At 39.1% G+C, this 25021-nt stretch carries 17 protein-coding genes; 11 read left to right on the top strand and 6 right to left on the bottom strand.

The window, feature by feature from the left end:
- The first annotated feature begins 128 nt into the window (after nucleotides 1-128).
- The 5 genes from G7051_RS04845 (at nucleotide 129) to G7051_RS04825 (ending at nucleotide 4067) form a co-directional block, all read left to right on the top strand.
- Nucleotides 129-1178, top strand: a complete 1050-nt coding sequence (locus G7051_RS04845; RefSeq protein ID WP_166198868.1) for a hypothetical protein — start codon at nucleotides 129-131, stop codon at nucleotides 1176-1178.
- A 156-nt stretch (nucleotides 1179-1334) separates the two neighbouring features.
- Nucleotides 1335-2078 carry a subclass B1 metallo-beta-lactamase gene (gene bla, locus G7051_RS04840; RefSeq protein ID WP_166198867.1) on the top strand — a complete coding sequence of 248 codons (744 nt, stop codon included), beginning with the start codon at nucleotides 1335-1337 and terminating at the stop codon, nucleotides 2076-2078.
- Nucleotides 2079-2301: 223 nt separating this feature from the next.
- Nucleotides 2302-2823 carry a GNAT family N-acetyltransferase gene (locus tag G7051_RS04835; RefSeq protein WP_166198866.1) on the top strand — a complete coding sequence of 174 codons (522 nt, stop codon included), beginning with the start codon at nucleotides 2302-2304 and terminating at the stop codon, nucleotides 2821-2823.
- Nucleotides 2824-2839: 16 nt separating this feature from the next.
- Nucleotides 2840-3568 (top strand): YafY family protein, encoded by a 729-nt coding sequence (locus G7051_RS04830; RefSeq protein WP_166111868.1) that lies wholly within the window; start codon nucleotides 2840-2842, stop codon nucleotides 3566-3568.
- Nucleotides 3569-3611: 43 nt separating this feature from the next.
- On the top strand, nucleotides 3612-4067 hold the full coding sequence (locus tag G7051_RS04825) for a GyrI-like domain-containing protein (RefSeq protein WP_166198865.1): 456 nt from the start codon (nucleotides 3612-3614) through the stop codon (nucleotides 4065-4067).
- Nucleotides 4068-4449: 382 nt separating this feature from the next.
- Here the strand turns inward: G7051_RS04825 and G7051_RS04820 are convergent, their stop codons facing one another.
- On the bottom strand, nucleotides 4450-4590 hold the full coding sequence (locus G7051_RS04820; RefSeq protein WP_166198864.1) for a hypothetical protein: 141 nt from the start codon (nucleotides 4588-4590) through the stop codon (nucleotides 4450-4452).
- 103 nt (nucleotides 4591-4693) lie between these two features.
- Between G7051_RS04820 and G7051_RS04815 the strand changes: the two genes are divergently transcribed.
- The 6 genes from G7051_RS04815 to G7051_RS04790 all read left to right on the top strand — a co-directional run bounded on the left by G7051_RS04815 (nucleotide 4694) and on the right by G7051_RS04790 (nucleotide 16118).
- Entirely contained in the window at nucleotides 4694-5056 is a 363-nt protein-coding gene (locus tag G7051_RS04815) for a DUF1801 domain-containing protein (RefSeq protein WP_166198863.1), read from the top strand.
- 275 nt (nucleotides 5057-5331) lie between these two features.
- Nucleotides 5332-8445 (top strand): TonB-dependent receptor, encoded by a 3114-nt coding sequence (locus G7051_RS04810; RefSeq protein ID WP_166198862.1) that lies wholly within the window; start codon nucleotides 5332-5334, stop codon nucleotides 8443-8445.
- A gap of 106 nt (nucleotides 8446-8551) precedes the next feature.
- The gene (locus tag G7051_RS04805) at nucleotides 8552-10201 is read left to right on the top strand and encodes a RagB/SusD family nutrient uptake outer membrane protein (protein ID WP_166198861.1); all 1650 of its coding nucleotides are present in this window, start codon (nucleotides 8552-8554) and stop codon (nucleotides 10199-10201) included.
- Between the two features lie 98 nt (nucleotides 10202-10299).
- Nucleotides 10300-10833 carry a hypothetical protein gene (locus G7051_RS04800; protein WP_166198860.1) on the top strand — a complete coding sequence of 178 codons (534 nt, stop codon included), beginning with the start codon at nucleotides 10300-10302 and terminating at the stop codon, nucleotides 10831-10833.
- A 168-nt stretch (nucleotides 10834-11001) separates the two neighbouring features.
- Nucleotides 11002-13650 (top strand): glycoside hydrolase family 2 TIM barrel-domain containing protein, encoded by a 2649-nt coding sequence (locus G7051_RS04795; RefSeq protein ID WP_166198859.1) that lies wholly within the window; start codon nucleotides 11002-11004, stop codon nucleotides 13648-13650.
- 143 nt (nucleotides 13651-13793) lie between these two features.
- Nucleotides 13794-16118: an alginate lyase family protein gene (locus G7051_RS04790; RefSeq protein WP_166198858.1), complete on the top strand. Its 2325-nt coding sequence runs from the start codon at nucleotides 13794-13796 to the stop codon at nucleotides 16116-16118.
- Nucleotides 16119-16266: 148 nt separating this feature from the next.
- On the opposite strand, the gene G7051_RS04785 is transcribed toward G7051_RS04790, so the two are convergent.
- The 5 genes from G7051_RS04785 to G7051_RS04765 form a co-directional block, all read right to left on the bottom strand.
- The gene (locus G7051_RS04785) at nucleotides 16267-17169 is read right to left on the bottom strand and encodes a sugar phosphate nucleotidyltransferase (protein WP_166198857.1); all 903 of its coding nucleotides are present in this window, start codon (nucleotides 17167-17169) and stop codon (nucleotides 16267-16269) included.
- Between the two features lie 266 nt (nucleotides 17170-17435).
- Complete coding sequence (locus tag G7051_RS04780) at nucleotides 17436-18725, bottom strand: BNR repeat-containing protein (RefSeq protein ID WP_166198856.1); 1290 nt, start codon at nucleotides 18723-18725, stop codon at nucleotides 17436-17438.
- Complete coding sequence (locus tag G7051_RS04775; protein WP_166198855.1) at nucleotides 18722-19900, bottom strand: glycoside hydrolase family 43 protein; 1179 nt, start codon at nucleotides 19898-19900, stop codon at nucleotides 18722-18724. The genes G7051_RS04780 and G7051_RS04775 overlap by 4 nt, the downstream gene beginning before the upstream one ends.
- 113 nt (nucleotides 19901-20013) lie before the next feature.
- Nucleotides 20014-21636, bottom strand: coding sequence for a RagB/SusD family nutrient uptake outer membrane protein (locus G7051_RS04770; RefSeq protein WP_166198854.1), 1623 nt, complete (start codon nucleotides 21634-21636; stop codon nucleotides 20014-20016).
- A 46-nt stretch (nucleotides 21637-21682) separates the two neighbouring features.
- The gene (locus G7051_RS04765; protein ID WP_255493321.1) at nucleotides 21683-24742 is read right to left on the bottom strand and encodes a TonB-dependent receptor; all 3060 of its coding nucleotides are present in this window, start codon (nucleotides 24740-24742) and stop codon (nucleotides 21683-21685) included.
- Nucleotides 24743-25021 lie beyond the last annotated feature (279 nt).

Here is a 25021-nt window from a genome sequence, read left to right as displayed (position 1 = left end):
CTTAAGAATGATATAGAAGTGTTATCAGTGATGTGGAAATTAGGCAGGCTTTAACCAAATTTCAGTTTTACTTTGAATGTTTGTCAGATCTATTGCGTATTTTTGAATATTGACATTAAAGTAATAGTATGAAAAATTTATTATCTATCCTGCTTATCTTCGTTTTTGCATGTGCCTCATGTTCCGATAATGACCCCGATCCAGACCCGGATCCGAATGGGGGAGGTGAAAAACAAAATCCGTATAAAACAGGTAAAGATCTCTCTTCGTCGAGCCTTGTTCCTTGGGCAAATAAAGTGATGGATGATGCATTTCTTATGCTTGGATATGGATATGATGCTACAGGTAAATATGCTCATCCATCTTCTGTAAGAAACAAGGTTCTAGATATAGAAAAATATGATGCAGATAATGATGCCGTGTATTTTTTCAGAAGTACTTCGGGTGGTCCCGAATGGTTGATTGGAGGAACTCGACAAGAATGTATCGAAACTCTGGGGGAAAGTGCCGGATTCAGCAGTAATGAAATATCTAAATATAAGAACCTGTTTAAAGAGAAATTCGATTCTCCTTTCAAAAGTGATTCGTCATTTCCCGACTTATCCTATAATTATCTGGGTATTTCTCAGGTACATGTAGTTTATCATTTATATTTCTTCTATTCGAGCTATAGGAAGGAGCAGTTCCAGTCACGCTATTTGAATGATGGGTTTAAAGCCGATCTTGACACAAAATCGCCCGAAGAAATCATAAAAATTTACGGAACACATATTTTGAGTAGTGTAAATGTCGGGGAAAGAATAGATTACCTGTATCGTTATGCTGAAGACAAACACTCTAATAGCTATTCATGGTTTTTATACAATATACCCCGGTATTTTTCGCACGGGCCTACAGTATGGGGAAGTGCACCCACAAGTGATGCTCCATTAAAGGAGAATCTCTATGTAGAAGTCGTTGATGGTACGCTCCCCAATCCTAATACATGGATGGTAGATATTACCAATTTTCAGGGAGAAAGAATCATATTTGATGGATGGAATACTATTACCGATGCTAATCTCACACTGGTAAATTTCAGAAATAAGGATGGCTTGATACCCATCTATGAGTTTGTAAAAGACCCTGCAAAAAAAGCTGCTTTGGTAAAGGCATACGAAAAATATCTGAGTGAGTAATGTTTTAAGAAATTAATGTCTTTTCTGAATAGCGGCTTTACTCGCCAAACCGATTCATGTAACAATTCGGTCTTGTTTCGGGATATTACTTGGCATATTTGTGAGGGGTAAAATCGTAGAGTATAGGGAGCCGGAGTGATTTATTACAAAAAGTAGATGAAAGCAAGAATTTTAAAAGTTATCGTAATACTACAATTTCTGGCTCTCCCTATTTTAGGGCAAGGTAAGCATGATACCATAAGAGTCTCTGATGAAATTGATCTCATTAAGTTATCAGAAAATGTATATCTGCATATATCATACGTACAAACAAAATCTTGGGGTAAGGTCGGAGCTAATGGATTATTATTGGTTAAAGATGGAAAAGCTTTGATGATTGACACACCTTGGGATGATAAGCAAACAGAAGAATTAACCTCTTGGATAAATGATTCTCTGAATGCGACAATAACAGCAATTATTCCCACTCATTGGCACGAAGACTGTATGGGAGGATTAGGATATTTGCAAAGCCAAGATGTAAAATCTTATGCCAGTCAAGCCACCATTAATATTGCTAAGGAGAAAAACTTACCCGTGCCTCAGTATAGCTTTACAGATTCTCTTTCGATTAATTTTCAAAATATTCCTGTAGAATGTTATTATTTCGGGGGAGCCCATACAATAGATGTTATTGAAGTATGGTTACCTACTGAAGATATTCTATTCGCAGGAGATGTTCTCAAAGATATAAATTCCAAAAGTTTAGGAAATATTGCAGATGCAGATATTAAAGCGTGGCCAATAACAATAATGAAAATAGCAAAAAGGTTTCCTAAAGTCAAAACAGTCATTCCCGGGCATGGGAATATGGGTGGAATTGATTTGATAGAACATACTTTGAAATTGTTAGAAAAGTAGTGCTGTTTATTTATCTTTACTACAACATCGAATTAGCCCCTAAAATATAAACTGACAATAAAAGACATCGGAAAAAGTGTCACTTTTGTTACCTTTGTAACCTTTTATAGTGTAAGGTGTTGAAAATGAGTGGTGACATAGTTTACAGATATTATTAGATAATATGTAATTGTTGTCACTTTTTTAGGCTCGTAAAAAAGAATAATTCGATAAGTAAGTCTTTATGGATCAGTATATTTTTAAGACCGAACGACTGGGTTTTTCCGTATGGAACAAAAGTGACACTGAGGTGGCAACTTCTCTGTGGAGTCACCCCGATGTGATGAGGTTACTTTCTGCTACAGGGACATACACTCCTGAGCAGATAGCCGAAAGATTGACACGAGAAATACAAAATCAAGCATTGTATGGTGTTCAGTACTGGAAACTCTACAATCTCGAAACCTCAGAGTTTATAGGGTGTTGTGGTTTGAAGCCTTATCACGACGAAACAGATATTTACGAACTAGGGTTTCAATTACTGCCTGCCTTTTGGAATAAAGGCTATGCGTCGGAAGCTGCCCGATTCTGCGTTAACTATGCTTTAGAAGTATTGAAGGCTCAGAATATTTTCTCAGGGCATCATCCTCAAAATGAATCTTCTGCTAAGTTATTAGCAAAGCTGGGATTCAAGGCTTTTACTACTGAATTTTATGAACCCACAGGGTTGGTTCATCCCTTATACAGCTATTTTCCAGTAGTGTAAATTTTAATAATTAGAAATGATTCATCAAGATACTTCCCGACTATCGCGCTTAACCGCCATACTGATATTGTTGCAATCGCGTCAGATTATCACGGCTAAATTCATTGCAGATAAGTTTGGGATAAGTACGCGTACCGTTTATCGGGATATCAAAGCTTTGGAAGAAGCAGGAGTTCCCATTCTTACAGAAGAGGGTAAAGGCTACTCTCTCATGCAAGGGTATGCCATACCCCCTGTAATGTTTAGCGAGAGTGAAGCGAATGCATTGATTACAGCAGAACAGATAGTAAAAACAAACAAAGACCAATCGTTTGTAAAGAATTACACGGAGGCGATCACGAAAATAAAAGCGGTATTAAAACATAATACCAAGAGCAAAGCCGAGTTGCTATCGGATCGTATTCAAATTCGTAATAATTCGGAAGGCAAAACTACGAGCGATTATTTATCTTTACTACAATTGGCAATTACTAATTTTCAATTAATAGATATTTCTTATACTTCCGAAATCAGTGAAGACACGGAAAGGATAATCGAACCACTGGCTTTATACAGCACACAGGAAAATTGGATACTGATAGCACATTGCCGGTTAAGAAACGAAAAACGAGCATTTCGCCTCGATCGAATACAGGAGTTGAAAGTGTTATCGGAAAAGTTCGAATCATATAATTTTACTTTTCAAGATTATTTTGAGGAGTGCAAAGTAAAATATCTGGCTACCCTTGACACAGGGTTGTCATAACGATAGGCTTTCTTTGCAGTAAATCATAAAAATTGAAAGAAAAATGAAAACAACAATCGAAAAATTCTATGTTATCGGTATCTCAGTAAGAACAACCAACGAAGGAGGTCAGGCAGCAAAAGACATTCCTCAGCTTTGGGATCGATTTGTATCGGAAGATATTGAATCTAAAATACCCAATAAAGCGAGCACTGATCTCTATGGGATATATACCGAATATGAAGGCGATTTTATGCAACCTTACACAACCATTGTTGGTTATAAAGTAAGTAGTCTGGATAATATTCCCGAGGGGCTTATCGGTTTGACTATCGAAACATCCAATTACGAGGAGTTCACTGCCAAAGGAAAACTATCGGATGACATTGTATTTAACAAATGGACTGAAATATGGAAGTCGGATCTGGACAGAGCTTATCTGGCTGATTTCGAAATTTATCCCGAAAAGTCATGCGAAATGGATAATGCCGAGATAGAAATTTTTGTTTCTATTAAGTAACTGTAAATAATGAGGATCAGTAGTTGATTTGTTATGTTTATATGTTCAATTTAATTGTCTTTTTTTACGCGTAATCAAAGATTACTTGTATTCCTTTTGCCCAAAGCCGCAAAAGGAATCAAAAAGGCTTTGTGCTGCGTGGCTCGCCTGTCTGACCTAAAGCTGACAGGCTAAACTAAACCTACTGCCTGTCGGCATGTTTAGTTTTACGCCTGCTTCGCTTGTCAGCCAACGGCTACGCTACTGATGCACCAGGGCTGACGCACGTAAGTGACTTTCGTCCGTCAGGTTTCCTGACCTTGGCGGTTGCACGGGGTACCCGCAGGGTGAAGAAAGCGTTAAAAAACAAAAGGATATCAACGGTAAACGTTTTTCTTTTGTTTTAGCTTTCGAGTCCGTAGCGGGTCGGGCAAAAGGCACAGTCTTGATCTTTTGTTTCGTTTTGCATCAAGGCAAAATGAAAAACAAACCCATAGGGTGCGTTAGAATAATTGAACATATAATCCCAACTACTGATTGACATAAATATCTAATGGTATGTTTTTTTATTCATAACTAACTATTGCTTTTATAGATAGGATAGCAATAAATAGGTCTGCAACTTTAAATAAATGATATAGTAATTTATGCTTCGACCTATCGATGAATTCTTTTTAGAACATGATGAGGATACTAACAGTTGCCTGCAGTTCCTCCGAGAGCATATTCTCAGTTTCGATGAGAATATAACCGAAGCATGGAAGTATCAATTGCCTTTCTACTACTATAAGAAGAAGCCGTTTTGCTATTTTTGGATACATAAAAAATACAAGCAGCCCTATATTGGTATTGAAAATGGTGGATTACTCGATCATCCTCAATTACTCAGAGAAAACAGAGTAAAGATGAAGATCTTATTAGTTGATCAAACCAAAGATATTGATCTGGAAACAATAGATACAATTCTAAAAGATTCACTCTCATTACATAAAGATTCGCCTGCTAAGTAGGCGAATCTTTTTTATGAATGCGAAAGTCGATCTTATCATATTTAGTTCATTTTAACCTCTTTCTTCAAGCTGCAAACTTTATGTGTAATCCACTTTTTTACACAATAATAGTTTTTGTATTTCATTTGTTATCATTCTGTTATGATGGTTCTCGTTTGTGCTGAATCCACTATTTGACCACTCCTCCAATTATGCATATGCCCTTGATTTTACTTTTGTTGCAATGAGAGTTGGCCATCTCAGCAAAAGTTAGCAATAATCAAAATCTAATATTCATGGAAAAAAATCTGTTAAGCAGATGGAGGAAAAGCTATACCCTTGTTTTTCTGCTGCTACTGCTATTTGATGTAAATCTCTATGCTCAGAGTACAATCACTGTACACGGACGGGTAATAGATGATACTATGAAAGAGCCCCTGATCGGACTCACTGTACACGAGAAAGGAACAACCAATGGTACATTGACGGATATAGATGGAAACTACACCATTAATACAAAAAACGGAGCAACATTGGTTTTTACATTTCTGGGGTATGTACCGGTTGAAGTGGTAGCCAATAAAAACCAGATTAATGTGACAATGAAAGAAGACTCTAAAATGTTAGAGGATGTAGTAGTTGTAGGGTATGGTACGCAAAAGAAAGTAAATCTTACCGGGTCGGTTGCAGCCATAGACGGTTCTACCATTGCCTATAAATCTTCGTCAGATGTACTGTCGGCTATGCAAGGCGAAATGCCGGGTGTTGCTGTTTTACGAAGTAGCGGACAACCCGGAAAGGAAACCTCGGGAGTACGTATCCGTGGTTTTTCGTCAGCCAACGATACCAAGGCTTTGGTCTTAATTGATGGCGTTGAAGGAGATATGAATCTCTTAAACCCGAATGATATAGCCAGCGTTTCCGTCTTGAAAGATGCTGCAGCCAGCTCTATTTATGGAGCACGTGCGGCGGCAGGAGTCATTCTAATCACCACAAAGTCAGGAGGAGAAGGAAAAGTCAAAATATCATATAATGGATATTATGCGATCAACACTCCCGGTCTCATGCCAAAACGTCTACCTGCATGGGAAGAGCAAAAATTTATAAACGAATCGCGTATAAATGCCGGAGGAACTCCCGAGTGGAACGAAGAACAATCGTCATGGGTAGGTAATCCGAACTTTAACTATCGTCCTAATAATACCAATGGTCGCTGGGATCTGTTCGAAGCCACCAATTGGATTGCCGAAGGTACTAACGATCATACTACTCAACAGAACCATGGCGTATCTATTGCCGGAGGAACCAAAGAACTTAATTATCTGATTTCAGCAGGCTTCTTTACTAAAAGTGGTATTCTAAAATACGGACCCGACAAGAATGAACGTTATAATCTGCGTGTTAAGTTAAACTCTGAATTGAATAAGTACATGAGTTTAGGCATAAATACAAGTTATAACGGGCAGTTCACCGAAACCAATCCATATGGTGCGACAAATATATTAGAGCGTTTGTATCGGGTAAGGGGACGTCAACCGATTTATAACCCTCAGGAAGATATCAACTTTAAAACCAATCCGTATAATGGCGATTTGCAGGTAAATGCAATTGACTTAATGAGAAACGGTGGCTATAACGAAACTCGTTACGAGGCCTATATGGGTCGGGGGGAACTGGCTATACATAACTTTGTTCGCGGGCTTAGGTTCCAGTTGAGTGCATCTCGTCAGGCTGCTTATTATAATAGTGAGGTGGCAAGGCGTACACTTATCTGGTATGACAGATTGGGTACTACTATCCGTTTTCAGGCTAATAACCCTAATTCTTTAGAGAAGACCAAGAACTACGACTATCACAATAACTTTGATGCTTTAGCCTATTATGATTTCAGTTTGAATAAGCATTCGTTTAATCTCTTACTGGGTACTTCGTACGAAGACTACCGAAAGGATGAAATGAAAGGAATTGCACGGAATCTTAACTCGAACGATTTTTTCTCTTTTAACGCTTACGATGCCTCGTTAGCTACAAATACAAGCTTAAGCGATTTAGTGGAGACATGGAGTATGATGTCTTACTTCGGACGTATAAACTATAACTATGCAGATAAGTATCTGTTTGAAGCGAATATTCGGTATGACGGAAGTTCTCGTTTAGCTCCCGGTAATCGTTGGAAAGCCTTTCCCTCATTTTCATTCGGGTGGCGTATGAATCAGGAAAGCTGGTTCGATATTCCCCAGATCGATAATCTTAAAGTACGTGCATCGTGGGGACAATTGGGGATCGGTGGAATTATCGGGTTTTATGACTACCTGCCTATTCTTAACGATGGTACACTTATGGGCGATAAATACTATTATCAGGATAGGCTTGCGGCCAAAGACAAAACATGGGAAGTGGTTGAGACAACCAATATTGGGTTTGATTTGGATATACTATCGAGCCGCTTAAGCTTTACCGGAGATTACTACTGGAAGTTTAACAACGATATGTTGATAGAATACAATCTGCCTAATCTGGCGGGAGTAAAAGCACCTTATGGAAATATAGGAAGATTGAAAACATGGGGATGGGAGTTCCAACTTAATTGGAGAGATAAAGTGGGAGATGTAAATTACCAGCTAGGATTTAATCTGTCTGATAGCCAGAACAGGCTGGTGCAGCTAAACGGAACCAATACGATTGCCCCCGGATCAAAGCAGTTTTTGGAAGGCTTCCCATTGAATACGCTTTGGGGATACGAAACCGATGGTTTCTGGTCGAGCCGAGAAGAATACCTTGCATTTAAAAAAGCAAATCCCGGTTTTCAGTCATTTAATGATGCCAATGTAAGCGGAGGAGATATAAAATATCTGGCACAAGGTGAGCCTAATCATATTATTGGAGCCGGAGGCGGTACACCCGAAGATCCGGGAGACCTTATTTACTTGGGAGACTCTAACGGACGCTATCTCTATGGGCTTAATATCGCATTGCAATGGAATAACTTCGATTTTTCGATGTTATGGCAAGGTGTAGCCAAACGAAAACTGCTTATAGATACCAATACGATAGCCCCGTTCCAATCTACCGCAAATATGCCATGGACAATACACCGTAATTATTGGACGGAAGATAATCAGGATGCATATTGGCCACGCTTGTATAATGCCAATACATTCAACTACTACCCTTCGGATAAGTGGGTGCAAAATGCAGCCTATATACGTTTGAAGAATGTGCAAGTGGGTTATAATATCCCGATTAAGAAAAAAATAGCCGATAGAGTAAGAGTATATATATCGGGAGATGATATTTGGGAGCATAGCGACTTGTTGTCGGTATTTGACCCCGAGGTTGGGAACAATGCAAGTGCCAGTTATTATCCATTCTTCCGAACTTGGAGTATGGGGCTGAATATTACATTCTAAGTAACAGCAAGTATTCGATATAACATGGGTTAATAATAACGATGAGTGGTATTTATACTTGCTAAAGTAATAAATAGGTCTGCGACCTTAAATTGCGATATACATTATGAGAAAAATATATTTTTTACTGATCGCTTCGGCTCTATGCCTCTCAGGGTGCGATTTAGATAAACTTCCGGAAACGAATTTTACAGATGCAGCATTCTGGAAGACTGAGACCGATGTGCGTGCTGCATGTAACCGATTGTATGACGAACTGCAAGGCTTTTCGCACGATACACGTGCCGATGAATTAGTGAGAACGGCTGCTGATAATGTGTCGGCAGGAAGCCGTACAGTACCGTCTACTTCCGATGATAACTGGAATAAACCTTATACCCGTATTTTTACAGCTAATAATATTCTCGACAAAGCTCCAAGAGCAGCTATCGAAGAACCCGTTCTGAATAGGTGGATGGCCGAAGCCTATTTCTTTAGAGCCTATCATAATTTTATGCTCGTGAAACTGTATGGCGATATCCCTTTAGTGTTAAAGTCATTTGATGATCCCAATGATCCCATTATGTATTCGGGGCGTACTTCACGTGAGCAGGTTATTCAGCAATGCTATAAAGATCTTGAGTTTGCTGCCGAATGGTTACCTACAAGAGCCAAATTACCGGAGAAAGACTGGGGACGTGTTACCCGTTCGTCGGCATTAGGTATGATTGTTCGAATCGGATTATATGAAGGGACTTTTGTTAAGTATCATAATCTGGGCAATGATTATAAAGCGCATCTGAAGAAATCGATAGATGCAGCAGAGTTATTAATGAAGGAAGGGCATGACCTTTATTCTAATTTCGAGAAGCTATTCACATTTGACGGCGAAGGTCCGAAGAATCTGGAGAATGTATTTGTGAAAGTATACGGTCCCAATGGAGCAGGAACCACAGTTCATGGTAATGCCAGAGCAATGGAAAACAGCGTTTCGATAACTCGCCAGATGGTCGATTTATTCCTTTATAACGATGGGCTGCCTCGTGAAAAATCACCACTTAAAGTAACTCCCGAAAAAAGTTTCGATGATGCTTTGACTAATAGAGACCCTCGTCTCAAAATGACCGTTTTCAGTCTGGGAGAAGACGCTTTCAAAGGGGCGTATATACCCTTCTCTAATCAACATGGATATGGTTATTCGATAAAGAAAGGTTTTATGATGGATGAATGGATTACGGTAGGACGGGAAACAGTAGATAAAATGCTGATTCGTTATGCTGAAATACTGATCTCCTATGCTGAGGCTTTATATGAATACAATGGTTCGATAACTAACGACCAGTTGGATAAGACCGTAAATAAACTACGAAGCAGAGTCGGATTTAATGTGAAACTGACCAATGACTTCACTACCGCTAACGGTCTTAATATGTTGGATGAAATTCGCCGTGAACGGACAGTTGAGTTTATTGACGAAGGTTTTCGATATGATGATATCATGCGTTGGAAAATAGCCGAGAAAGTATTACCTACCTATCTCATAGGTGCAAAATTTGTAGATTCCGAAACAAGTAAATTACGTAAAGATTTGGAAGCCCGTTTAACTGATTCTACAGGAAAACTGAAAGGAAAGCAGGTGTATGACGAAGCCGATATGTATGTGATCGAACTAGCCGATGATCGAAGGTTTGATGCTGATAGGAATTACTTGTATCCGATTCCTTTGAATGAAGTAGCTCTTTCGAGAGGAAATATTACTCAAAATCCTAACTGGTAAGGTCTCATACCTATTTGTTGCTTTGGTAAGCATAATAGCGAGAGACAGTTATGTTGTAAAGTATAACAATAAATATTTAGCGTTACTTAAAAAGAAATATGAAAAAGATAATATTAATACTAATGGCAATTGCAGCCTGTTATACATTCACTGCTTGTAGCGATGATGAATGGGGCAATGGAGATCCGGCTATGGAACATATCTATTATGTAGGCTTCCTGGATTGGGGAAAACTCAAAAATGATGTTGTATTTAATGTAAAACAAGGAGAGACAGCAACTATCGCCATACAGTTTCATAGTGAGCGTGTCCGCTCTTACAATGTGGTTACATACTATTATGTCGGAGGAACTTTGGTTCGTGGTACAGACTATCAGATTGTTGACGAAGCAGGCAATGTCCTTCAACCCGATACAAACGGAGCCTTCTCAATAAATTGGCCGCAAGCTATAAAAGGAGTGAAAAATGTATATGTAAAAGCTCTTAATACTTCGGTCGGTTCACTCAATGTATTGACCTTCGATCCGAAGCAGGAGATTTCGTATACAAATATTACTAATAGTATAACGAACGATTATGAAGTAAGATCGTTCACTCAAAACTATAAAGTGACGGTTAATATTAAGAAGTAAGTAATAAAAAGGTCTGCGACCTTAGGCGTGTTTTTTTCTTAATGGATTTTTTATAGCTGAGTTTGAGAGAGGCAGAATTACAAGCTAATTCGTATGATTTGTATTCTGTCTCTTTTTCTCTTATTTTTACGTAAAGGGTCTGAGACCTTAACTCTTAAAAACTATCGGATGAAAAAAACTTGCAAGACACCATTCATTGTGGTCATCACACTTTTAATTTATTTAGTATCGTTCCCATCAACGCTTAGTGCTCAACGAGAGCTGAAAACCATAAATGACGGATGGCGGTTTATTAAACAAGATATACCTCAGTCATCCGATGCCAATTTCAGTGATAAGCAATGGGAGCATGTATCTATACCCCATACTTGGAATAGTGATGCTTATGTTGATAAGCAATATTACCGAGGTATAGGGTGGTATCGTAAAAACCTGTATTTATCGGATGAATATAAAGATAAGCAGGTTTTTATCCGTTTCGAAGCTGCAAATACAGTCGCTTCGGTGTATGTCAACGGCAGTTTTGTAGGAGAGCATAAAGGTGGCTATACATCGTTTACATTTGATATTACTCCCTATTGTTTGATTGGCAAAGATAATCAGATAGCCGTTAAAGTCGATAATTCATTGACAGATGTACCTCCCGTTTCCGGCGATTTTACAATCTTCGGCGGAATCTATCGGGACGTGTGGTTGATTACTACACCAAAACAACATTTCGACCTTGCCGATTTTGGTTCAAACGGAGTATATATTGATACTAAAGACGTTTCGGAGTTGCGAGCTTCTTATACCATACGTGGCAATGTGAAGAATGACGAATCGCAATCTAAAAAGATAGAAGTAACCTATACTATAAAAGACCCTCAGGGTAAGATTGCCAAAACAGATAAGAATACAATCACGATCCAACCTAATTCAAAAAACTCGTTTTCTTATACAGGGAAAATTGATAATCCGCAGCTTTGGTCGCCTGAGCATCCGAATTTATATGCTGTTGAAACATCCATTTATGATCCTAAAACCAAGCAAGTATTAGATAAGGTCAATAACAATACCGGATTTCGTTGGTACAGATTTGATGGTAAAGAAGGCTTCTTTCTGAATGGAAAACCGTATAAACTAAATGGAGTATGCCGTCATCAGGATCAAAAACCAATAGGCAATGCTTTGAGTGACGAGATGCACCGACGTGACATGCAGATGATAAAAGATATGGGTGTGAATTTTATCCGCATTTCTCATTATCCGCAAGATGATGCCATATTGGAACAGTGCGATAAATTAGGGCTGTTGACATGGGAAGAAATTCCCGTTATTGATATCGTGGCAGAGGATAAAGATTTTACCGCAAACTGCGAAAACATGCTTCGGGAAATGATTCGCCAGCATTACAACCATACTTCGGTTATTATGTGGGGATATATGAACGAAATATTGCTGATGACACAACGTAAATATCAGGGAGATGCATTGAAAGCTCCTACTGATCGAGCCTTAACTTTGGCTAATCATCTCGAAAAAGTATTGAAAGAAGAAGACCTGTATCGCCCGAGTACAATGGCTTTTCATGGAAGCGATTCGTATAATAAAGCCGGATTTAATGATATTGTGGATGTTATAGGATGGAATCTGTATCAAGGTTGGTATTCGGATGACTTTACAGGATTCGAAAGATTCTTGAGAGATCAGCAAGCAAAGCACCCCGATAATCCTAAAATTGTAAGCGAATACGGTGCAGGCTCTGACAAGCGTATCCACTCTTTGACCCCTCAGAGATTCGATTTCAGTATCGAATATCAGCAGGAGTATATCGAACATTATCTTCCCGTGATCGAGAAAGAAAAATATATCAGTGGTGCTACTTATTGGAATTTTATTGATTTTGGGTCGGCAGCACGTGACGAATCTATGCCTCGAATCAATAACAAAGGACTTGTATATTCGGATAGGACCCCTAAAGATGTGTACTTTTTGTTCAAGTCTTTTTATAGAAAAGATATTCCTGTTATTCATATTGCTTCTCACGACTGGCAAAACAGAACAGGTATTACTCGTACGGGAGAGCCTTGTATGCAACCCGTGAAAGTATATTCGAATATGGATGAGGTCGAGTTATTCCAAAATGGAAAATCACTCGGAATCAAGAAATGTGACAATCGCACAGCTACATGGAGTGTTCCATTTACAGACGGAGAACATTTTTTTACAGCCAAAGGTGTGTTTGAAGGAAAGCCAATCGAAACAGGATTAACCATCTCGTTTAACTCGGTACCCGAAGTCTTGAATAATCAGAATCTGGAAAAACTTGAACTTGCCATAAATGCAGGTAGTACTTCATTTTTCACATCTTCGGAGAGCAATCTTACTTGGGTTCCCGATAAAGAATATAAACCCGGAAGCTGGGGATTTATCGGAGGGAAAACAGCTGAAACTGTAGCACAAATAATGGGCACGGCAGATAATCCTCTGTATCAAAGTTTGCGGGAATCTCCCGACCAATACCGTTTTGATGTTCCCGCAGGAAGATATGAAGTAGAATTATCTTTTTCGGATATATTCCTCCCTAAAGAAAAAGTAGCTTATGATCTGAGCGAAAACTCTCAGAAGGCAGTCAGTAATGAGAATGTATTCGATATTGTTATTAACGGAAAAGTGGTAGAATCAAAAGTAAATCCTGCAAGAAATGTCGGATTTTACGGAGTAGATAAAAAACGATTCATTGTAGAAGTGTCCGAACAAAATTATATCGAAATCAAATTAATCTCTCTTTCAGGAAAATCATTTATAAATGCATTAAAAGTTAGAAAATTATAAGTAGTCGAAAGTATTTGAGGACACCTTTTGTAGGGGTGGAGTTCTACTCCACCCGATATAGAGTTCTATTATTTTTCAGTGTTACTTAATTCACTTTCTGAGCTAAAAGTTATAACAAGGTCTGAGACCTTAAACTCTTAATTATGAAAAAAACGTATATTTTATTCCTGCTTTTTCTGGGAATGATATCCACCGTTAATGCTCAATGGATATGGGATATCAACACAATGACATCCGTTAAAGCAAATATCCATTCGCTCACTTATTCGAGTGCCTATAGAGACCTTTTGCAGGATGCTGATAAGGTTATGCAGAAGAAAACACTATCGGTTACAGACAAAAAAGCAATAGCTCCGAGTGGCGATAAACACGATTATGTAAGCCTTAGCAGATATGTTTGGCCTGATCCTGCAAAAGCAGACGGATTGCCTTATATACATAGAGATGGGGAATCTAATCCCGAATTAGAGAATTATGACAGAAACCCATTAGGGGAGATGGCTAATGCTGTAAATACATTGTCATTGGCTTACTTTTTCAGTGGTGACGAACGTTATGCTGCAAAGGCAGTGGAATTTCTTCGTACTTGGTTTTTAGATCCGAAAACTAAAATGAATCCCAATCTTAATTATGCACAGTTCGTTCCCGGTGTAAATGACTCCAAAGGTCGTCCTATGGGATTGATTGACACCTATTCGTTTGTGGATATGCTGAATAGTGTGCAACTTCTCGAAGGCTCAAAGAATTATACTGCAAAAGACAAAGCCGGGTTTCAAAAATGGTTTGGAGAGTTCACAAAGTGGTTCGAAATCAGCCAACAGGGAGTTGAAGAACGCAACGCCAAAAATAATCATGCTTTAGCATACGATGTTCAGTTAGCGATATACCACTTGTTTTCGGGTAACGATAAAGGTGCACAAAAAGTTGTAGATGAATTTGTCGAAAAACGACTTTTCACTCAAATAGGACCCGATGGAAAACAACCTCAAGAATTGCGTCGAACATTGGCTTTTGGTTATTCGCAGTACAATATCCGTCACATGATAGATATGTTTGCCATTGCTAAACATTTTGGGAAAGAACTCAACAAAGCGGAATCTTCGGATGGTAGAACCTTTTATAAGGCAGTCGATTTCCTTACTGCTTATTTGGGCAAAGAAGTTTCGGAGTGGCCATATCAACAAATAAGCGGATGGGAAGGCAAACAGCAGGAATTGTGTGAGGATCTTTATCGAATTGTGGCTTTAGACCCATCGAAACAAAATTACTTGGCTCTTTATAAAAAGTATAGTAAACAAAAAATGTCCGATCGCAACCGATTACTTTTTGGTGCTCCCGATGTGATAGATGAAGTATTCAACTTTACAATACGTCAGTACGATTATGCTTTTGAGTGTATGGATAAAGTTTTAGCTACAACCGATAAAAAGAATCTGGTTAATCCCCGAACAGTAGAAAAGGACGGAAGTTTAAGAATGGTAACGCCTCGAGACTGGTGTTCGGGTTTCTTCCCCGGATCGTTGTGGTATGTATATGGTTATACAAAGGACAATCAATGGAAAGAGAAAGCCAATAAGCAATCACTTCTTATTGAGGGTGAGAAAATGGACAGAGGCACACATGACCTTGGCTTTAAATTATATTGCTCTTTTGGGAACGGTTACAGGCTCACAAATGACAATCATTATAAGTATGTCCTTTTGCAATCGGCAGAAACTTTATCTAAAAGATTCAATCCTAAAATCGGAGCTATCCGTTCGTGGGATCACAATGCCGATAAATGGCAATTTCCTGTAATCATAGACAATATGATGAATTTAGAGCTTTTGTTTTGGGCGGCTGAAACTACGGGTAATAAAAAGTACTACGATATTGCAGATAAGCATGCAATGACTACATTGAAGAACCATTTCAGAGACGATTATTCGTCTTATCATGTGGTTAGCTACGATACCATTTCGGGTAAGGTTGAGAAGAAACAAACCCATCAAGGATATTCCGATTCTTCGGCATGGGCACGAGGTCAGGCATGGGCATTGTATGGTTTTACAATAGCTTATCGTTATACGAAAAATGCTGATTATCTGAAATTAGCGGATGAGGTTGCCAAGTTTATCTTCTCGAATAAAAATCTCCCTGCCGATCTGATTCCATATTGGGATTTTAATGATCCATCTATACCAAATGCTCCGAGAGATGCTTCTGCGGCTTGTGTTATAGCATCGGCTTTGTATGAGCTGGCACAATATAGTAGTACGAACAAGGAAAAATATACAACATGGGCTGATACCATATTGAGTAATCTGATTGATAATTATATGGCTCAGGAGGGTACTGCGCAAGGATTCTTGTTGCTGCATTCGACAGGAAATTATCCAAAGTCGGATGAGATTGATGCTCCGATTGTATATGCTGACTATTATTTTTTGGAGGCACTCAGCAGAAAAAAGAATTTAGAAAACAACTAAAAGGTGTATTAAAGTGATAGGTTTCTTTTGGGTATTTGTGAAAAGAGGAGAACCGTTTGGCTCTCCTCTTTTTCTTATCTTTTATTCTGATATAAGTAATGCATAACTATTTATTACACTTACCAAAGCAATAAATAGGTCTGTGATCTTAAAATAGTTTATCAGGATATACCTTATTTGCTACAAGGTCTTTTATTTTCAAAATAGCTTCGGGACGATCTTTAGCATACGTAATACCAAACCATTTGGATGGTGTATTAAATACTTTCACTTCGATCAGTTTCTTTTCGATCAGCGTATTTATTAAAGTCGGGATCAGGAATTCAGCCTTCACCTTATCTTTATTTTCTTTTAGGAATTCGACGAAATACTTTTCCGAAAGGTCAAAATAATCGGGAGTAAATCCCCACATATTCATAGATACAGGTGTTGTATCGGTCAGATTTTTCCAAGTACCATCCTCGTCTTTAAACTGAGGAGTACCTTCTGCCCTTTTTACTTCGGTGCGTTCTACTATTTTGAGAAGAATATTGTCTTTGTCTACTTCGCAGATACCTCTGGCTACCGATCCGCTGTCCGACAATGTATTGCCTAACATGTACCCCATCATACAATAATGAGCGGTTTTACCCTCCATGTTTCGGAGTTGTCCTGCTAAGAGTTGAAAGCTCTCTCTTCCGTAAAAGTCATCAGAATTTATGATTCCGAATGGTTCGTTAATAACCGTTTTACCCATCAACAGCGCATGATTTGTACCCCATGGTTTTTCTCTCTCGGGGTTGGGAGTAAATCCTTCGGGCAGGTCATCCAATTCCTGAAACACTACTTCTACAGGTATTGATTTCTCGTATTTTGAGAGAATCTTTTTTCTGAATTCCTCTTCAAAAGCTTTTCGTATTACAAATACAATTTTACCAAATCCTGCTTGTAATGCATCGTATATGGAGTAATCCATAATAGCTTCCCCATTAGGACCCAAAGCGTCGAGCTGTTTTAGTCCACCATATCGGCTACCCATTCCGGCTGCCAGTACAAATAATGTAGGTTTCATAGTTCTTTTTCTCTATTTGATGTTAATAATAATCTCTGTATAGTCTAAGACGGATAAAATTTACTTCTCTTTGGAAGTCGAATCTATCTTATAGACTGAATAACAAAGATACAAATTTCTTTATCATCTTTGTCCCTACGTGCCGCCTTAAGTTTACCTTCGGCATAAGGTAATCCAGATAAATAATTACTCTCCTATCATCCTATCTTTTAACATCCCCTATAGCTCTATTGTTCATTATTAATGAGATTCATAACCCTCTAATCTTATGGATAGACTTCTAATACTTGTACTTTTTGAGGTGCTATATCAGCTTTGCCTTCTCCGTCTACCTGATCTGCTTTCTGAACGAAAATATGCAGTTGTTTTTTGTTTCTCCATAGTTCAGTATCAAAAGAGGGTTCCCATGAACCGACCGAAAAATCTGTTAAATCATCGATGCTCCATGTATTTGCATTAATATCTTTGCAAATAGCCATCGAGACTTTTCCGCCTCTTTCTTCATCCCGAAACAGTAAAAATAAATTTGTGTTTTTACCCTTAGTGTCAACTATCAGTTGAGGGCGTGAAATAGGTATACGTTTTGTTCCTCCCCCTTTAAGAGAGAAAGATGTATTTCGGAAATTAAGGTTCAGCACTTTCCATTCGTGATCCTTGTTATAAACAATATGATATTGTGGGATATCAGAGTTTTTTTCTCTCCAATAAGTTGCAATGTAAGGATTACCTTTACTGTCGGTAGTCATTGCAGTTTGATTGATCAGTTCGCTGTTTTGAGGAATCAATGCTGCATATTCCGATGTCTCGGCAATTATCGGTAATATATATTTTTCTCCCATTGAATTCATCCATGTTATACCTCCGTCTAATGATTTTGCATAACACAGGTCATGATTGGTTGCGACATCAGGAGTCTCACGCCATACCCACGAAATATGGATAACACCTTTATCGTCTACGCACGATTGGGCATAAGCATTGCGCTTGCCTTCGCCATCGATCAGGTTTTTCTGTAACTGATTCCATGTCTTGGTTTTTACGTTGTAGCGGTTTAAGACGAGATTTCCTTTTCCCGATTGCCCATCCCGATATATAAATATCAAATCTCCATTAGGCATTTTGTAAAATTCAGGATAAGTGACATTTTCCTCCAATTCCCGTGTCATCGGTTGTTTATCGCCTAATTCTAAAGATAGAGGAGCAATACTCTTAGCATAGCGCAGAGGGTGTCCGTGATGATCCCAAGACACATGCAGATATCCGTCACCATCAGCCATAATACTGATAGAATTATGGGCATCATTCACATTACCCGTATATTGAGTTTTATCTAGAATCCATTCTCCTTTAGGAAGTTTTCTCTTACCTAAGATTAAGCAACCATCATTATCATAGTAGGCTATGAATTGTGTGTCTTTGTATGTGACGAGCGAATTTTTTCGGAATACGGTTACATTCACCGAATTGTTTGCCCATCCATGACCAACAGGCACTAACTGTTGTGAATAAATAAGTTGAGGTAATAAGCCCAGAATAAGTATAATAAGGTTTTTCATAAATCAAAGATATCTAAAGTCCAGTTATCTAACCATCTCAATACTGGTAAATTATTTTCAAACTGAATGGGTAGCCATACATACCTGCCATCTATCGGATTTTTTGGAGTCCATCGGTCTGCCATAAAAATAAAAGCATCCTTCTTGCCTGCAACAGGTAATATATAGGTACTCTGTGAATGGAAAGTCAGTTCAGAGTCCTTGCCTACACACGGATTAGGATATAATTTCCAAGACCCCCAGATAGTGTCTGCAACAAGTAAACGTCCAGCATTAGGAGCCCAGCCTGTACATCCTGAGGTAATCATAAAGTAACGTCCGTCTTTTTTGAAGATAGCAGGAGCTTCGTTGTGACCTGCGGGTTCTATCCGCAGGTATTTGCCTGTGTGACTCAGGTAGTCGTCAGTCAGTTCAGCTAATTGTATAGTCAGATTTTCTTCCGACGAATATATATGATAGGCTTTGCCATCGTCATCTACATATACGGTCATATCACGTGACATTTGCCCTCCTTGAAAATCACGGCGGACAAACATTCCGTCTTTTACTGCGGCAGTCCATTCCTTAGTCCACCACTTAGGGAAATTTTCAGGTGTAACTTTAGAGCTCTTTTGCTTCTCAGACATATCTATAGGGAAATATCCTGCATTGGGACGGTATGATTTCACAAACCGAAATGGTCCGGTTGGTTTATCACTTGTTGCAATTCCTACGTGGGCACTTTCGTATCCTTTGCCTTTCAGTTCGAGATGAAAGAACATCACAAATTGTTTTGTCTTTTCATTGTACACTACCTTAGGTCGTTCTATAATACAGCCTTTCGCAATAGGACTGTTTTCGTCACCTTCAACAACGGGAAGGACAACTCCTTCGTTTTTCCAATTGTAAAGGTCATCTGACGAATAGCACATAACACCCACTAAGGCATTGTTGCTTTTTTCTCCCTTATTTTCTCCGAACCAATAGTATTTGTTGTTGTGATAAAGCATTCCTCCCCCATGAGCGTTTATGTGGATGCCATCTGTATCCGTCCATATTTTTCCGGGTTGGAATGATTGGTGCGAAGAGACATTATTATTTCCCGGTGGAGATTCTATATAAGAAGTAGAGGCAAACGAAACATTTACATCAAGAATAAAAAGGAAGGCTACTAAGAGATATTTTAACTTTATCATATTGATTATTCTTTAAGAGAATAAAGTCTCGATTGAGAGAGATAGTTTTTAAGGAATGGGATTTCTCTTTCCAGTGAAGAGAAACCCCTGTACCATTTTATTTATTTACCGGCTTAATCATATCCGGGATTTTGCTCCAATACAGCATCTTTATTCAATTGAATTTCAGTCAGAGGTATAGGCAGTAGAAGATTTGTTTTGCTTATCCCCACTATCGGTTTATATTTGGTGGTATTCAGTTTAGCCCGTTCGACTAAGGTTCCTGTACGCATCAATGTCATGCGGCGGTTTTCTTCACCGATAAGCTCTCTGGCACGTTCATCAAGTATAAAATCGAGTGTAATATCGGATGCCGAAACTTTTCCTTGTGCCGGATAATTAGGAAATGCACGTTCGCGAAGCACATTGATTGTATTGGCAGCCTCCGTTGTTTTACCTTGCTTAAACTGAGCTTCGGCAAGTAGCAGATAAGTTTCTCCCAATCGCATCAAAATCCAGTCTTTAACAGTAGACCATCCGAAAGTATCATTCGGATCAAAAGCTCCCCATTTGGTAGTGTGTGGACATAAGTTGTAAATAGTATCAGTTCCTACATATGGTATTTCTTTACCGAAGTTAGCATTAGCCGGATCGTTGATATACATTTTCCGCTTGATATTATATTGCGAATTACGTATATCACCGTCTTTGTACAGCCTGTAATTAGTCCAGTCGCTTAAGCGTAAACGAGCCAGCCCTCTGCCGCCCAGAGAATCACATAATACCATTCCTTTGATGTTGTAATAGGCAGAAGTCCAAACACGTCTTTGTTGAGGAGCACCGGTATATCCACCCGGAACGGTGTTGGTATTTTCCACTTCAAATGTCCATAATGTTTCGGTATTTCCCTGAGATCTCCGTTGGTTTCCGTATATGAACATATCGTGATAAAAATCACCCGGAAGATCGGTTTTAGAACCGTAGCGATTTTTTATTAGCTTAAACCTTCCACTCGATATTATTGTTTGAAGTTGAGGTTCTGCCAGTTCAGGTTTCCCTATTCTGATATACGCTTCTCCCAATAATTGCATAGCCATATATTTATTGGCTCTTCCATATTGTTTACCTCCCGAATTGCTCGGCACAGCTTCTATATCGGGCAGGTATTGTGTACTGAATGTTAAGTCTGAAACAACAAGCGTATTTATAGCGTCCAACGATGCTCTCACATAATCGGTTTTGGCTCCTGTCGTAGGTTCTGTAACCAAAGGAACACCGCCAAAAAGGGTAGCAAGCATATTGTACGCATATCCTCTGAAGAATTTGGCTTCGGCACTGACTCTTTTCTTACCTCCCTCGCTCAAACCTTTTACCGATGATGACGAGTTCTCCATATCGTTAATAATACTATTGGAATTATTGATAATAGCATAGCACTTTTCCCAAATAAAAGAAGCTGCTCTATCGGACGATGTCAATTTGGTATAGTCATAATATGGAATTTCTATTCCTTGCTCTTGGGCAGCACTGGCAACATCGGTCCCCACCTGCCATACGCTTAACCACCCTTGCTGATCGCTCCAAGTCCAGATCGTGCCATACAGGTTGTGAAGCCCGATAATTGATGCCTCGATTCCTAATGAGTCTTTTAAAGTCTCAGGTGTATAAGAAGAGTAGGGAGTTTCGTCCAGATAACTATCACTACACGAATAGGTCAGAGATAGTATTGATATGATGAATATTATACATTTTTTCATGATGATATTTTTTGAGTAATTAAAAATTAAGCTCGTAAAGCTTAGATTATTTAAGCGTGATATTTATACCGAATACGATACTGCGTACTACCGGATAATTATCTTCCCAACTTCTATACGCATTCAGATTGCTGTCCCAGCTACTCGATCCTCTGGTAATCTGACGTGATTCGGGATCCCATCCTATCCATTTCGTGAATGTGTGAAGATTTCGCCCGCTGGCATAAACAGTCAAACCACTGATGCTAAATTTATCCAGTACTCCGGGGTTGAATACATAACTCACGGTAATATCTTTGATTCGGATATAATCGGCATCAGAAGCATATCCGTACCCCCTTGTATTGTTGTATGAAAGGGCAGGCCTCGTATTACTGCGATTCTCGGGAGTCCAGTAACCCACTTCACGCGGAGTATTTCTTTTTCCGGTTTCATCCACGTAATTTAAGTCGGCATTGTTTTTGGTCATCCCTTGAGCAGTTTGAAGGAAAATACTCATATTCCAGTTTTTGTAGCGAAAGGTATTGGTTAAACCTCCGGTCCACTTAGGAGCAGTTTGTCCCAATATAGTTTTGTCTTCGGCAGTTATCTGTCCGTCTTCATTCAGGTCTGCGAACTTCAGGTCACCGGCTTTTGCTGTCGGGTCTTGTTTCTTGTGAAGCCCTGCACTGATTTCGTCCTCTTGCCATACCCCTTCCATTTTGTAATCATACACTACATTGATGGGGTGTCCTATAAACCATCTGTTGCCTAAATCATCTTTCTTGTCACCGTATAAGTCTACTATCTTGTTTTTATTAGCGGCGAAGACGACAGTGGTCTCCCACCCGAAATCACGTGTTTCTATATTACGTGTAGTTAAAGTCAATTCTATCCCTTTATTAGAAGTTTCCCCAAGATTATCAAATACCTGAGTGTATCCTGTAACGAGCGGTATCGACCGTAATAATAGCAGGTCGGTAGTATTGCTTTTATACATATCTATGGTTCCTGTAATACGATTCCGAAGTATACCGAAATCAATTCCGATGTTTCCTCCGGTTGTCTTTTCCCATTCCAGATCGGAGTTTCCGAGGTTGCTTAAAAGCATTCCCGTTTCACCGATTCCGTTAGAAGGTACTTTGTTGTTCGAGGCTGTCGAAATAGTCTTGTAAACAGATATGGCTTCGTTACCTGATTTACCGTAAGAAAGTCTGACTTTTAAATTATCTATGGCAGTAACCGATTTCATGAAATTTTCATTACTGATGTTCCAACCGGCAGCTATCGAAGGGAATGTACCGTATTTTGAAGTGTTTTTCCCAAAGACCGAAGAGCCGTCACGACGTACAGTTAAAGTAAACAAATACCTGCTGTCATACGAATAATTGATACGTCCCATTTGCGAGTTCGCCGAATATTTGTCGGCATACGATTTGCTGGTTTGCGTTGCTCCTGCTCCTAAGTTGTTGAACGAAAGTAAGTCGTTTACAAAGCCTACAGCTCCTGCCGTTGACTCGTTGAACTTACGCTGTTGAGCACCATAAAGACCTGTAAAGTCGAAATGATGTTTATCCCAATCACGGGTATATGTTACAATGTTTTCTATAGTATAGCTGTTTGTTTCGGAGTTGCGTATGCTTGCTGTCCCCAGTTTGTCGTTGGCATCTCGTCCTGTGTAGCTCGACTCGCGAGTAGGCAGATAAACATATCCTGCATTGAATTTGTATCTCAATCCTTTTAATACTCCCGAGAATCTGACTTCTGCATATCCATTCATGTTCACATTGAAAGAACGGCGTTCTCTGTCTGTGGTTAGCCCTAAGAATGGGTTCGAGAATAATTGCTCAGGTTCCATCGGATATATTTTATAACTGCCATCCGGATTAAACGGTTGTCCGAAAGGACTCATAGCAGAAGCATTGAGTAGATTTACACGTCCTCCGTCTCTATTGTGGTTTGTTAAGAATAAGGAAGTTCCTATGGTTAAGAATTTGGTTACATCGGCATCCAGATTAGAGCGAATACTGGTTCGTTTATAATTGTAACCTTGTAAAACCCCCTTTTGATCCATATATCCACCCGATAAGAAATATTTGACTTCAGGTGTTCCTCCCGATATACTGACATTGTGATCTTGTATAATGCCGGTTTGAGAAACCATGTCAATCCAATCGTGAGTAATACCGGCTTTGTAGTTTTCTTCTTCGCCATAATTGGGAACAGGACTTGTTTGGGTTTGTCCGGTTTGTTTCATCCAATCAGCAAATTTTTGAAGGTATTCTTCTCCGTTGCGAGGCTCTAGGATATGAGCCATCGATTCTATACCGGCATGTCCGTTATATCGAATGACAGGTTTACCTGTCATTCCTCGTTTGGTTGTAATCAGAATTACACCATTTGCTCCGTTTGTACCGTAAATTGCAACAGCCGAAGCATCTTTCAGAATCTCCATAGAGGCGATATCACTCGGGTTGATGTCGTTAAGGGTTCCTCCTGATTTCGAAATAGGAATACCGTCTACTACAATATAAGGACCGGAATTGGCATTAATCGAATTTTGTCCTCTGACCAGTGCCGAAGGTGCATCTCCCGGAACGGAAGATTGTTGAGCAATAATTACTCCTGCTGCTGCTCCTTGCACCGCTTGCAGAACATTGGTTACAGGTATCTTTGCCAGACGGTCTTTGGAAACGGATGTGACGGAACCTGTAACGTCCGATTTTTTTTGTACACCGTATCCTACAACCACTACGTCATCCAAAACATGGCTGTCTTCTTTAAGTAATACATTTATCGAAGACCGATTTTGAATGACAACTTCTTGTTTTTCGAAACCGATATATGAGATAACAAGTGTTGACCCGGTAGGTGCTGAAATGGAAAATTTTCCATCCAAATCGGTAAGTACTCCTGTTGTGGTGCCTTTTACAACTACCGAAACTCCAACAAGAGGGTCTTTGGTGCTAGCATCTAAAACCACTCCCGAAATAGAATTTTGTTGAGCATATGCACTAAGGGGAAGGAATAGAGCGATCCCCAAGAGCATCATACATAAGAAAAACATCTTTGATGCACGAGTCACATCGGTCTCGTCTTTAGATTTTGAAGAGGTTGTTTGTTTCATGATATTAAAATAAAGGATAAATATTAGGTAACTTTTAAGAATGTGTATTTAGATTCGGGTAACATGTATTGCTAACTGTCAGATGAATAGAAGCGGATAACTTGGTCTTTGGAAAGTCGTATCTGGTATAAGTGTGATGTTAAGACGAAGGTTAATTTATGCAGCATTGTAGTATGGATTTTGAGGTTAATTTTCCCAAAACTAGATAAAAGGAATAAGGAGAATAGGGGAGAATCAGATCAAAGGAGTTGAATTATAGATCAACTCCTTTTTTGTTTA

It is taken from the genome of Dysgonomonas sp. HDW5B (assembly GCF_011299335.1).
Classification (GTDB): Bacteria; Bacteroidota; Bacteroidia; order Bacteroidales; family Dysgonomonadaceae; genus Dysgonomonas_A.
This window is presented reverse-complemented; position numbering and strand designations above follow the sequence as displayed.